The organism is Methylosinus sp. KRF6, assembly GCF_018887255.1.
Classification (GTDB): domain Bacteria; phylum Pseudomonadota; class Alphaproteobacteria; order Rhizobiales; family Beijerinckiaceae; genus Methylosinus; species Methylosinus sporium.
The window spans coordinates 1558708-1570172 of the sequence record NZ_JAHLJF010000001.1; the positions used below are offsets into that span (position 1 = coordinate 1558708).

The window sequence follows — 11465 nt, forward strand, 5'->3', positions numbered from 1 at the left end:
TGCGAGACGCTTCCGCTCGCGACGGATCGTCGCGCGGGCGGCGACCGGCGACGCCTTTAAACCCGACATTGCCCGTAGACTAATAATCCGGTTTAATCCGGCCCGCGAGTGCGCCGTGGCGCCAAAAAACGAGGACGGAAATGCCGATCGACAGCAAGCATCCCGAGACACTGGCCCTCCACGCCGGCTGGCGTTCCGATCCGACGACCGGCGCCGTCGCGCCGCCCATCTATCAGACGACCTCCTATCAGTTCCGCGACACCGAACACGCCGCAAATCTCTTCGCGCTGAAGGAGCTGGGCAATATTTACACGCGCATCGGCAATCCGACGACCTCCGTGCTCGAGGAGCGTCTCGCCGCGCTCGAGGGCGGAGTCGCGGCGCTCGCGCTTTCTTCCGGCCAGGCGGCCTCGGCCTTCGCGCTGCAAAATCTCGCGCGCGCCGGCGACAATGTCGTCGCCTCCACAGACCTTTATGGCGGCACCTGGAATCTCTTCGCCAACACGCTGAAGGACCAGGGCCTCGAGGTGCGCTTCGTCGATCCGAGCGACCCGGAGAATTTCCGGCGCGCCACCGATGATCGCACGCGCGCCTATTACGCCGAGACGCTGCCCAATCCCAAGCTCGTCGTTTTTCCCATTGCGGAAGTCGCCGCGATCGGCCGCGAATATGGCATTCCGCTCATCGCCGACAACACCGCCGCGCCGCTATTGGTGAAGCCGCTCGAGCATGGCGCGGCGATCGTCGTCTATTCGACGACCAAATATATCGGCGGCCATGGCACGTCGATCGGCGGCGCGATCATCGACGGCGGCAATTTCGATTGGGAGAAATTTCCCGAGCGCCAGCCCGCGCTCAACACGCCGGACGCCAGCTATCACGGCGCCGTCTGGGTGGAGGCGGTGAAACCGCTCGGCCCCGTCGCCTATATCATCAAGGCGCGCACGACATTGCTGCGCGATCTCGGCTCCGCGCCTTCGCCTTTCAATTCTTTCCTCACGCTGCAGGGCATAGAGACTCTGCCGCTGCGCATAGAGCGGCACGTCTCCAATGCGCAGGCGGTCGCGGATTTTCTTTCGACGCGCTTCGAGGTCACGAAAGTGATTCATCCCTCGCGCCAGAGCGGCGCGGAGCGCGAGCGCGCCGATAAATATCTGAAAGGCAAATATGGCGCGCTGATCGGCTTCGAGCTCGCCGGCGGCCTCGAGGCGGGGCGCAATTTCATCGATGCGCTGAAGCTCTTCTATCATGTCGCCAATATCGGCGATGCGCGCAGCCTCGCCATTCATCCGGCGACGACGACGCATTCGCAGCTCTCGCCGGAGGCGCAGCTCGCGACCGGCGTGACGCCCGGCTATGTGCGCCTCGCCATCGGCATAGAGCATATCGACGATATTCTCGCCGATCTGAATCAGGCGTTGAAGGCGGCGAGCTGACGCGCGGGAATGTGAGAAAGGGCGTGCGAACGAGAAGCGGCGCCCGGAAAGGCGTTTCCACCTCCCCCTCGAGGGGGGAGGTCGAGCGCCGCAGGCGCTCGGGAGGGGGTGACCCCCGATTCTTGGCCGGGGAACCCCACCCCGGACCGCTTCGCGGTCCGACCCTCCCCCTAAAGGGGAGGGTGTGCACGCTCATTTGGCCGCGCCCTCAAACCGCTTGCGCGTATCTCTCGGCCTGCTCGAGATCGACGGAGACGAGCTGCGAAATGCCGCGCTCCGCCTGCGTCACGCCGAACAGCCGATCCATGCGCGCCATTGTGATGGGATTATGCGTGATGGCGACGAAGCGCGTGTCGGTCTTCTTGCGCATATCCTCGAGCAGAGCGCAGAAGCGCTCGACATTGTAATCGTCGAGCGGCGCGTCCACCTCGTCGAGCACGCAGATCGGCGACGGATTGGTGAGGAAGACCGCGAAGATCAGCGACATTGCGGTCAGCGCCTGCTCGCCGCCGGAGAGCAGCGTCATCGTCTGCGGCTTCTTGCCCGGCGGGCGGGCGAGAATGTCGAGGCCGGCCTCCAGCGGATCGTCGCTCTCGATGAGCTGCAATTCCGCCGTGCCGCCGCCGAACAGCAGGCTGAACAGATCCTTGAAATGCGCGTTCACCTGCTCGAAGGCGACGAGCAGGCGCTCGCGGCCTTCCTTGTTGAGACTGGCGATGGCGCCGCGCAATTTCTTGATCGCCTCCGCGAGGTCTTCGCGCTCGGCCATCATCTTGTCGCGCTGCGTCTCGATCTCGCCGAGCTCCTCCTCGGCGCGCAGATTCACCGCGCCCAATCTTTCGCGATCCGCCTTCAGCCCTTCCAGCTTGCGCTCGATATCGGGGATGGAGGGGAGCTGCGTCTCCTCGCCGGTGACGCCGGCGAGCTCGGCGAGCGAATGCTCCTCGCTCTCCAATTCCATAGCGATGGCGTGCTCGACATCGGCCGAGCGGCGGCGTGCGGCCTCCAGCTGCGCCTCGCTGCGAGCTTTCTCCTCGCGCGCGGCGCTCATCGCCTCCAGCGCCATGCGGGCGGCGCGATCGGATTCCGCCTGCGCGGTCTCGCCGGTCGTGCGCGCATCGGCGGCGGCGCGGCGGGCGGCCTCGGCCTCCTCGATCGCCGAGAGAAGATTGCGGCGCTGGAGCAGGAAGGTCTCCGGCGAATCGATCAGCCGCTCCTGCTCGTCACGCGAATCCTCGAGGCGCCGCTCCAATTCGGCGATGCGGTCCTGCGCGCGGTCGCGCCGCTCCATCCAGGAGGCGTTCTCGCGCAGGATCGCGGATTTGCGGGCGGCGCGCGTCTCGGCCTGATGGCGCAGCGAGGTGAGCGCGGCGCGCGCCTCGCCGGCCTGAGCGCGCTCGGCGGCGGCGCGGGAACGCACATGCTCCACCGCGCCGGCGAGCGAGGCGGGCTCGTCCAGAGCGTCCAGCGCCTGAGCGGCGCTCTCGCGCTTCATCGCCGCCTCGTCGCGATTGGCGAGGATTTGCGCCTTGGCCTCCTCGAGCGCCGAGAGACGCTGTGCGATCTGGCCCAGGCGGCGCTCCGCCACGACATGGCGCTCGCGCGCTTCTTCCAGCGCGGCGCGGGCGCGGCGTTGCCCTTCGCGGGCGGCGCTCTCGGCGAGGGCGGCGGCGCGCGCCTGCTCCTGCGCCGTCTGCGCCTCGTCGGCGAGCGCATCGGCGGCCTCGCGGGCGGCGGCGGCCTCGAGGCGCAGGTCGGCGAGGCGATTCTTCTCGGCCAAACGGCGGGCCGCCGGCGTCGGCGCTTCGGCGGCCTGGGTGAATCCGTCCCAGCGCCAGAGGTCGCCCTCCTTGGAGACGAGGCGCTGGCCGGGCTTCAACAGCGTGCGCAATGCTGCGCCCTCGCTGCGCAGCACGACGCCGATCTGGGCGAGGCGGCGGGCCAGCGCCGGCGGCGCCTGCACCATTTCGGCGAGCGTGCGCACGCCCGGCGGCAGCGAGGGATCGCCGGCGCCAGAAGTGAGCGCCCAATGGGCCGGGGCGGAGGTCTCGATGGAGGCGTCGAGATCGTCGCCGAGCGCGGCGCCGAGCGCCGTCTCATAGCCCTTCTCGACGCTGACGCTCTCGACGATCGGCGCCCAGAGATCGCCGCCGCCCGATTCGAGCAGCTTCTCCAGCGTGCGCGCCTCGGTCTCGAGCCGGCCCGCGCGCTTTTCCGCCTCCGCCAGCGGCTGGCGCGACAGGCCCTCGGCCTCGCGCGCCTCGATCGCCGCCTCCTCGGCCATCAGCGCGGTCTCATCGGCTTCGCGCGCCTGCTCGCTCGCCATTTCCAGCGCTTGCGCGAGGCGCTCCACCTCTTCCGCCGCTCCGCCCTGGCCGGCGATCAGCGCAAATTCGGTCTCGACGCGGGTCAGCTCGGCTTCGAAACGCGAGACGCGCTGGGTCTCTTCGCGCAGCGCCGCCTCCAGCGCGCCGCGCTGGGCGTTGACGCCCGCCAGCGATTGCTGCGCCTCGGAAAGCTCGGCCTCGGTGCGGGCCAGCGCTTCCTCTATCTCGGCGAGACGCTCGCGCGCTTCCGCTTCGCGCTCGGCGCCGATGGCGTCCTGCTCGGCCAGCTCGCCGCGCTCGTCCTCGAGCCGCTGCGTCACCTCGGCGGCGTCGTCGATCAGCGCGCGCTCGCGTTCGACGTCGCGGGCGAATTGCTCGGCGTGGCGGGTCAGCTCGGCGATGCGGTCCTTGGCGCGCTTCTCCTCGCCGTCCAGCGCGTCGCGGGCCATGATCAGCCGATGCAGCGCGGCGCCGGCCTCGGCCTCCTTGTCGCGGAGCTTCGGCAGCTCGAAGGCGGCGATCGCCTGCAATCGCGCGGCCTCGGCCTGCTGCAGCGTGCGCTCCTCGACGAGCTTCAAATCCTCTTCCAGCTTGCGCTCGGCGGCGGTCAGCTGCTCGCTCGCCTGGCGATGCGCGATATAGGCGGCGAGCGCCTCATTCTTACGGATTTCCGCCGCCACGGCGCGATAGCGCTGCGCCTGCCGGGCCTGACGGCGCAGGCTCTCGGTCTGGCCGTCGACCTGCTTCAGCACATCCTCGAGGCGGGTGAGATTTTCGGCGGCCGCGGTCAGCCGCAGCTCGGCCTCGTGACGGCGGGAATGCAGGCCGGCGACGCCGGCGGCGTCCTCCAAAATGCGGCGGCGCGCCTGCGGCTTGGCCGAGATGATCTCGCCGATCTGCCCCTGGCGCACCAGCGCCGGCGAGCGCGCGCCGGTGGCGGCGTCGGCGAAGAGCAGCTGCACATCCTTGGCGCGCACCTCGCGGCCGTTGATCCTATAGGTGGAGCCGGCCTCGCGCTCGATGCGGCGGGTGACTTCCAGCGTCTCGGCGTCGTTGAAGGCGGCCGGGGCGGTGCGGGAGCTATTGTCCAGCACGAGGCCGACTTCCGCGACATTGCGGGCCGGGCGCGAGCCGCCGCCGGAGAAGATGACGTCGTCCATCCCCGAGCCGCGCATGTTCTTATAGGAGTTCTCGCCCATGACCCAGCGCAGGGCCTCGACGAGATTGGATTTGCCGCAGCCATTCGGCCCGACGACGCCGGTCAGGCCGGGCTCGATCAGAAAATCTGTGGCCTCGCAGAAGCTCTTGAAGCCGAGGAGACGGAGCCGCTGGAATTTCATGGCGGCAAGAGCGCCACAAAATAGCGGGGAAGGCAAGAACAGGACCGCGATATGTTGTGGAGGCGGGGCCTCCCGGCGAGCGATCGGGTGAAGCTTCCCTCGTCCTGAGGAGCGGCCGCAGGCCGCGTCTCGAAGGACGAGGGAAGCTTCATGCGCCGCCTTCTGGAGCTCGCCCTCGTGCTTCGAGACGGCCGCTTCGCGGCCTCCTCAGCATGAGGGCGAGGGTGGGAGAGGAGGCGATCACGCCCCCGCGGTGATGAACTGCGCCTTGGCGAGATCGGCGAACAGCCCGCGTTTCGCCACCAGCTCGTCGAATGTCCCACTCTCGACGATCTCGCCGCGATCCAGCACGAGAATGCGATCGGCATGGCGCACCGTCGCCAGACGATGCGCGATGATGAAAGTGGTGCGGCCCGCGGTCGCCGCCTCCAGCGCCTGCTGCAATTGCCGCTCGGTGGTCGCGTCCAGCGCGCTGGTCGCTTCGTCGAAGATCATGATCGGCGGGTCCTTCAGCAGCGCGCGCGCGATGGAGAGGCGCTGCCGCTCGCCGCCCGACAGCGTGCGGCCGCGCTCGCCGACCATCGTCGAAAGCCCCTCGCTCTGCCGCGCGACGAGATCGCGCGCCTGCGCCAGCTCCACCGCGCGGGCGATCTCTTCTTCATTCGCATCCGGCTTGCCGACGCGCAGATTCTCCTCGATCGAGCGTGCGAATAGCATGGGCTCCTGAAACACGACGCCTATGTTGCGGCGGAGCGAGGTCAGCGTCATGTCGCGAATGTCGACCCCGTCGATCGTCACGCGGCCTTGCGCGGGATCGAAGACGCGATGCAAGAGACCGAGCGTCGTCGATTTGCCGGAGCCCGTCGCGCCGACCAGCGCGATGGTCTCGCCCTGCCGCGCCGAGAAGGAGACGTCGCGCAGCGCGAGACGCTCGCCGCCATAAGAAAAGCTCACATTCTCGAAGGCGACTTCGCCCTCGAGCCGGCCGAGATCGCGCGCATCCTCGCGATCGGCGACCGTCGGGCGCGTGTCGAGGATCGAGAAGAATTCGGCGATTTTCGGCGCGAGCAGAAACAGCACGTTCAAAAAGCCGACCATTTGCTCGAGCCGGCCGATGAGCATGGTCGCAAAGCTCATGAAGGCGACGATCTCGCCGATGGAGGCGAGGCCCTGCAAATGCAGCCAGGCGCCGAGCAGAAAAATGACGAGCAGGGTGAGCGTCGCCGAGGCGCGGCTCGCCACTGCGGCGAGCGCCCACCAGGACAGCACCGGAATTTGCGCGGCGAGCAATTCGTCGATGATCCGCCGCAGCGCATTGGTCTCGCTCTGCACGCGCGTGAAGCTCTGCACCACGGCGACATTGCCCAAAGCGTCGGAGGCGTGCTCGGCGAGCGACGAATGATGACGCTCCACTTTGCTCTGCAATTGCTCGGTGCGGCGCAGGACGAAGGAGGTGAGCGCGCCGAAGACGATGACGAGCACGATGAGCGGCAGAGCGAGCCGCCAATTGACGAGGAGCGTCGCCGGCAGCAGCACGAAGAGCGCGACGAAGGAGGCGCAATTCTCGCGGAAGAAGGAGAGCCACAGCCCCGCCATGCCGGAGGCGCCCTCCAGCATCACCTTCAGCAGCCGGCCGGAATGCGCGCCGGCGTGAAAGCTCGACGGCAGATCGAGCACATGCTCGAAATAAGCGGCCATCACCGCGAGCCGGCTCCTATGCGCGAGGCGGTCGGCATGGAGCGCGACCAGCACAGAGGCGGCGATGGAGAAGAGGCCGAAGCCGGCCCAGGCCGCGAGCAGAGGCACGAGATCGCCCCAGGCGAGCTTGACGCCGGCCGCCTGCGCGCGCGTGAGCACGTCGATGACACGGCCGAACAGCATGGGCTCGGCGAATTGCGCGATGGCCACGGCGAGATTGGCGGCGACGAGGATCGCCGCGAGACGTTTCTGCGGCTTCAGCTGCGCGAGGACACGGAGATAGACGGCGAGGACGGACATGAGCAACTAAATGGGTGAGGCGATGACGCGGTCTATAGCGGGCGGGGCGGAGAGCGCAAGGTCGCGCGAGACGAGAGCTTCGCGAATTCTCGCCAGCCACGCTTGTATTATCCGCCCATATGGCCCACATAGGTTCTATCGAGTTTTCGGCCGGTCGACTCCTGCTTCGCGCCTAACGGCGCCCCGGGCATTATGACTTCCTCTCCAGAACATCGATCACGTGAGGCGTCGCATGTCGCGAACGCCCCAAATCCCCCTGTTCTTCGAAAGGACAAGTCATGCAGACCGGCATAGTGAAATGGTTCAATGCGCAAAAGGGTTTCGGCTTCATTCAGCCGGAGGCCGGCGGAGCCGACGTCTTCGTTCATATCAGCGCCGTCGAGCGCGCGGGCCTGCCCGGCCTCGCCGAAGGCCAGAAGCTCTCCTATGAGATCGTCGTCGACCGGCGCAGCGGCAAATCATCGGCGGATCAGCTGAAGGTCGACTGACCTCGAGCGATCGGGCCCTGCACGCCGACCGCGGATGTACCGGCGGCGAGCGCGGGGCCTTCTCCCCCGGTGGAGGCGCGTCGCTCCTCAAAGGATCGGCGCGTCGCACTCCATCCGAAAGGGCCCGACATTATGAGCGCGCACTCGAATGAGCTCTCCCGCCATCAGCGGCTTCGCAAAGAGGCGCCGACGCATAAGTTTCGTCTCGGCGCGCAAATCTATCACCGCATCGGCGCGCGATCGGAAAAAGAGACATTTCGGATCATGCGCCTGCTGCCCGACAGCGGCGCGGGATTCCAATATGTCATCAAAGGAGACCGGGACGGTCTCGAACGTGTCGTGACGGAAGCGGGAATGGAATTCGCCTGGTAGTTTCTCGCTTCGTCTCGTCCCACACAGGCCGCGCGGCGGCGCCGTGATCGATTTCGCGCCGAAAAGCGCGGACGACAGGGAGAAGAGCGATGAGCGCATTCGATTACGGCATGGAAGCCGGCCTTTTCTCGTCCAAGACTCTCGCCAAACGGTCGAGATCCTATCAGAACTCCGTCCAATTCCGGCGCTTCGCCCAGGCTGCGGAGGCGATTCGCTACGCCGTGGAGGACATGCCTCCCGCCATGCTGGGAAGCTGCTCGCTCGAAGTGGCGGAGGCGACATATTCCGGCGCGGCGATTCGCGGATTATATGAAAGCGCGGAATTTCCGCTGCCACGACGAGTCGACTCGAAAAAATAAATTCCGCGACGTGAAGCGAGCCGTTTCAACTTTGCGCAGAGGCTTTCGGGACAAACCGCTTCACGGCGATCTGGTCGGAGCGGTCGCGCATGGCGCAGGCGTCGAACCACGCCTGCATCTTCAACAGAGTGTCCATGCTCATTCCGAACGCCTTCTCTATGCGCAGCGCCATTTCCGGCGATAAAGCCGCTTTGCCGTTCACGAGGTCGGACAAAGTGGCGCGGCGCACGCCCAGCGCATCGGCGGCCTGCGCGACCGAGAGATTGAGAGGCTCGAGGACCTCCTCGCGGATGAAAACGCCGGGATGCGGCGGCCTCATGCCTATGGTCACAGGCGCGTCGGTCATCAGTGATAATCCTCCAAGTCGAGGTTGGCGATTTCGCCGCCGTCGAGTTCGAACGTAATGCGCCAATTGCCGGAAACGGAAATGCTCCAGGTTCCGGCCCTGTCCCCGGAAAGTTGATGTATCCGCCAGCCCGGCGGGCCTTGCAGGCCCTCCATATTCGTCGCGGCGACGTTGCGCGTTCGGTTCACCAGATCGGCACGCAGCTCCCTCGGGTCGTCGCTCTCGATGAAGCGCCTCAGGCCTCGGTGCTTGATCGTGCAAAGGTTAATCGCAATTAATGTACGGCGTAACCGTACATATCGCAAGTGTTTTTCGAGCCGCGCCGCTGGAGCATCGCCGCGGCGCACGATAGATTCCCGCCATGACCGCCCCGCTCACCCGCGACGATTGCGCCCTTTCCCTTCTCCCCCGGCCCGGTTCGCCGCCGGTGGAATGGGTCGTGGCTCCCGGCCTCACGCCCTATGAGACCGCCGTCGCCGAGATGGAATCGCGCGTCGAGCGCATCGCCGAGGGCGCGGCTCCCGAACGCGTCTGGCTCATCGAGCATCCGCCCGTCTATACCGCCGGAACTTCGGCCAAGGAGGCCGATCTTCTCGATGCGCGTTTTCCCGTGCATCGCAGCGGGCGCGGCGGGCAATTCACCTATCATGGGCCGGGACAGCGCGTCGCCTATGTGATGCTGGACCTCACACGGCGAAAGCGCGATCTGCGCGCCTATGTGGCCGGGCTCGAGGCCTGGCTCATCGAAACGCTCGCTTCGCTCGGCGTCGCCGGCGAGCGGCGCGAGGATCGCGTCGGCGTGTGGACGCGCCGGCCGGACAAGCCGGCGGGCCTCTTCGGCGAGCCGGCCGAGGACAAGATCGCCGCGATCGGCGTGCGCGTGCGGCGCTGGACCACTTTCCATGGATTGGCGCTGAATGTCGCGCCTGACCTCACGCATTTTTCCGGCATAGCGCCTTGCGGCGTGCGGCAAGCGCATCTCGGCGTCACCAGCCTCGCCGATCTCGGCGAGGTCTCCGATATGGCGACGGTGGACGCGGCTTTGCGCCGCGCCTTCGAGCCGATTTTCGGAGCGACGACGGCGCCTCAGTCTCCCGAGAGATGAGCGAAATCGCGCACCACGCGCTCATAGACGTCGCGCTTGAAGGGCACGATCAGTTGCGGCAATAGCGCCGCGCGCTCCCAGCGCCAAGCGTCGAATTCCGCCGTATGGCGTCCGCCGTATGGGCGCTCCACATCGATCTCGGCCTCGTCGCCAGTGAAGCGCAGCGCGAACCATTTCTGCGTCTGGCCACGATATTTGCGGCGCTTGTTCGCTTCCGGCGGAAGATCGTAGCTATACCAATCCGCGCTCTCGGCGAGGACGGAGACGCTGGTCACATTGGTCTCCTCGCGCAATTCGCGCAGCGCCGCGGCGAGTGGCTCCTCGCCTTCGTCTATGCCGCCCTGCGGCATCTGCCACACGAATTGCTGGAGAAGCGGCGGATCGTCCTTGCCGACGCGGCGGCCGACGAAGACGTGGCCGCGCGCGTTGATCAGCATGACGCCGACGCAGGGTCTGTAGGCCAGCTCGCTCATTTCCACTTTCCGGCTCTCGCCTCTTTGTCCTCGACCCGCGACGCTAGCGCGCTCAGCGGGACGAGCGCTATTCCCTTGCGCTCGAGCTCACGCGCGAAACGCGCGAGGCGCGCCATCGTCCGCGGCAGCGCGCCGGCGACGATGATCGCCTGACCATTACGGCGCGCCAGCGCCTCGATCTGCGTCAAGGCCTTCTCCACAGCCTCGCCAGACGCGCCCGCGTCGATCGCCACATCCGCCCGCGCCGCCGTCAAGGCGAGGCGCGGCGCCAGGCTCGCGACCAGCGAGCGCGGCGAGGTGCCGTCGTCGAGAAAGAGCAGCCCGCGCCCGGCTATGTCCGTGAGCGTCGGCGTCAGCGCCGTCTCGTCGGCGGTGAATTGCGCGCCGAGATAGTTCACGACGCCGATATAGCCGGAAAAGCGGCTCATCAGCCAGCGCAGATCGTCGAGCCCGGCGCCGCGCGTCGTCAGCAGCGTGTGCGGCCCGGGATTTTCGCGTGGATAATCGTAAGGCTCCATCGGCGCCTGCAGCAAAATCTCGTGACCGCGGTCGCGCGCCTTCGCCGCGACGCTCTCGGGATCGGCGCCATAGGGCGCGAGCGCCAGCGTGACGGCGCCCGGCAATTCGTCGATGGCGCTCGCCGTGAGCTGCGCATTGAGCCCGACGCCGCCGACGACGAGCGCCACGCGTGGCGCGCCGGCCGGCAGACGCGCGCTGATGGCGGCGGGGCGGGCGTAGATTTCCATCGGCTTTTCGCCGCCGGCGCCGATCTTGGGCAGCGGGCCGTGGCGGCCCTTTTCCATCACGCGCTTGTCGGGCGCGGGCGCGAGCGCCGTATGCTGCTCGTCGAGCCTTATCACGAGAGCGCCGGGCGCCTCGGCGCCGCCGATGCGCGTGATCTTGACGCCGGAGCGCTTCTCTATGTCGGCGATTTCATCCGCGCGCTTGTCGGATTCTGTGGCGGCATGTTCCGCGGGAGCGCTCGCCGGCGCCGGCGGCTCGACCGTCTCTATGCGCGCGACGGCGACGGGCCGGCCGGCCTGCGGGTCGCGCATCGTCGGCGCGAAGGCGGCGAGACAAGCGCCGCCGAGCAGCGCCGCGGCGAAAACGACGGCCCGCCCGCGCCGGCGCGGCGCGGGGCGCGGTTCCGGCGCCGCGTTCAAGCCCAATGGCGCGTTCAATTCGTCGGTCATGGCCCGCAGCGGCTCCCTATTGCGGCGA

At 67.5% G+C, this 11465-nt stretch carries 11 protein-coding genes; 5 read left to right on the forward strand and 6 right to left on the reverse strand.

What is annotated here, in order from left to right; genetic code table 11:
• The first annotated feature begins 140 nt into the window (after positions 1-140).
• Entirely contained in the window at positions 141-1436 is a 1296-nt protein-coding gene (locus KP010_RS07515; RefSeq protein WP_142862599.1) for an O-acetylhomoserine aminocarboxypropyltransferase/cysteine synthase family protein, read from the forward strand.
• A 208-nt stretch (positions 1437-1644) separates the two neighbouring features.
• Here KP010_RS07515 and smc read toward each other — a convergent pair whose 3' ends face one another.
• Both smc and KP010_RS07525 read right to left on the reverse strand, forming a co-directional pair.
• The gene (gene smc, locus KP010_RS07520) at positions 1645-5103 is read right to left on the reverse strand and encodes a chromosome segregation protein SMC (RefSeq protein WP_142862598.1); all 3459 of its coding nucleotides are present in this window, start codon (positions 5101-5103) and stop codon (positions 1645-1647) included.
• Between the two features lie 240 nt (positions 5104-5343).
• Positions 5344-7101: a glucan ABC transporter ATP-binding protein/ permease gene (locus KP010_RS07525; protein WP_142862597.1), complete on the reverse strand. Its 1758-nt coding sequence runs from the start codon at positions 7099-7101 to the stop codon at positions 5344-5346.
• A gap of 278 nt (positions 7102-7379) precedes the next feature.
• Between KP010_RS07525 and KP010_RS07530 the strand changes: the two genes are divergently transcribed.
• The 3 genes from KP010_RS07530 (at position 7380) to KP010_RS07540 (ending at position 8320) form a co-directional block, all read left to right on the forward strand.
• Positions 7380-7589 (forward strand): cold-shock protein, encoded by a 210-nt coding sequence (locus KP010_RS07530; protein ID WP_108915780.1) that lies wholly within the window; start codon positions 7380-7382, stop codon positions 7587-7589.
• A 132-nt stretch (positions 7590-7721) separates the two neighbouring features.
• On the forward strand, positions 7722-7961 hold the full coding sequence (locus KP010_RS07535) for a hypothetical protein (protein ID WP_108915781.1): 240 nt from the start codon (positions 7722-7724) through the stop codon (positions 7959-7961).
• An 89-nt stretch (positions 7962-8050) separates the two neighbouring features.
• Positions 8051-8320, forward strand: coding sequence for a hypothetical protein (locus KP010_RS07540; protein WP_108915782.1), 270 nt, complete (start codon positions 8051-8053; stop codon positions 8318-8320).
• Positions 8321-8345: 25 nt separating this feature from the next.
• Here the strand turns inward: KP010_RS07540 and KP010_RS07545 are convergent, their stop codons facing one another.
• Positions 8346-8732, reverse strand: a complete 387-nt coding sequence (locus KP010_RS07545; protein WP_246659803.1) for a HigA family addiction module antitoxin — start codon at positions 8730-8732, stop codon at positions 8346-8348.
• Positions 8666-9013, reverse strand: a complete 348-nt coding sequence (locus tag KP010_RS07550) for a type II toxin-antitoxin system RelE/ParE family toxin (RefSeq protein WP_246659802.1) — start codon at positions 9011-9013, stop codon at positions 8666-8668. Before KP010_RS07550 ends, KP010_RS07545 begins: the two co-directional genes overlap by 67 nt.
• Before the next feature lie 14 nt (positions 9014-9027).
• On the opposite strand from KP010_RS07550, the gene lipB reads away from it, so the two are divergent.
• Positions 9028-9771 carry a lipoyl(octanoyl) transferase LipB gene (lipB, locus tag KP010_RS07555; protein WP_142862595.1) on the forward strand — a complete coding sequence of 248 codons (744 nt, stop codon included), beginning with the start codon at positions 9028-9030 and terminating at the stop codon, positions 9769-9771.
• On the opposite strand, the gene KP010_RS07560 is transcribed toward lipB, so the two are convergent.
• Both KP010_RS07560 and KP010_RS07565 read right to left on the reverse strand, forming a co-directional pair.
• On the reverse strand, positions 9753-10244 hold the full coding sequence (locus KP010_RS07560; protein WP_142862594.1) for an RNA pyrophosphohydrolase: 492 nt from the start codon (positions 10242-10244) through the stop codon (positions 9753-9755). The two genes, lipB and KP010_RS07560, sit on opposite strands and share 19 nt — an antisense overlap.
• On the reverse strand, positions 10241-11437 hold the full coding sequence (locus KP010_RS07565) for a divergent polysaccharide deacetylase family protein (protein WP_142862593.1): 1197 nt from the start codon (positions 11435-11437) through the stop codon (positions 10241-10243). The genes KP010_RS07560 and KP010_RS07565 overlap by 4 nt, the downstream gene beginning before the upstream one ends.
• Positions 11438-11465 lie beyond the last annotated feature (28 nt).

Bases quoted from the DNA above. Each gene is read 5' to 3' on its own strand.
- KP010_RS07515 (WP_142862599.1), top strand. From the start codon at position 141: ATGCCGATCGACAGCAAGCATCCCGAGACACTGGCCCTCCACGCCGGC.
- smc (WP_142862598.1), bottom strand. From the start codon at position 5,103: ATGAAATTCCAGCGGCTCCGTCTCCTCGGCTTCAAGAGCTTCTGCGAG.
- KP010_RS07525 (WP_142862597.1), bottom strand. From the start codon at position 7,101: ATGTCCGTCCTCGCCGTCTATCTCCGTGTCCTCGCGCAGCTGAAGCCG.
- KP010_RS07530 (WP_108915780.1), top strand. From the start codon at position 7,380: ATGCAGACCGGCATAGTGAAATGGTTCAATGCGCAAAAGGGTTTCGGC.
- KP010_RS07535 (WP_108915781.1), top strand. From the start codon at position 7,722: ATGAGCGCGCACTCGAATGAGCTCTCCCGCCATCAGCGGCTTCGCAAA.
- KP010_RS07540 (WP_108915782.1), top strand. From the start codon at position 8,051: ATGAGCGCATTCGATTACGGCATGGAAGCCGGCCTTTTCTCGTCCAAG.
- lipB (WP_142862595.1), top strand. From the start codon at position 9,028: ATGACCGCCCCGCTCACCCGCGACGATTGCGCCCTTTCCCTTCTCCCC.
- KP010_RS07560 (WP_142862594.1), bottom strand. From the start codon at position 10,244: ATGAGCGAGCTGGCCTACAGACCCTGCGTCGGCGTCATGCTGATCAAC.
- KP010_RS07565 (WP_142862593.1), bottom strand. From the start codon at position 11,437: ATGACCGACGAATTGAACGCGCCATTGGGCTTGAACGCGGCGCCGGAA.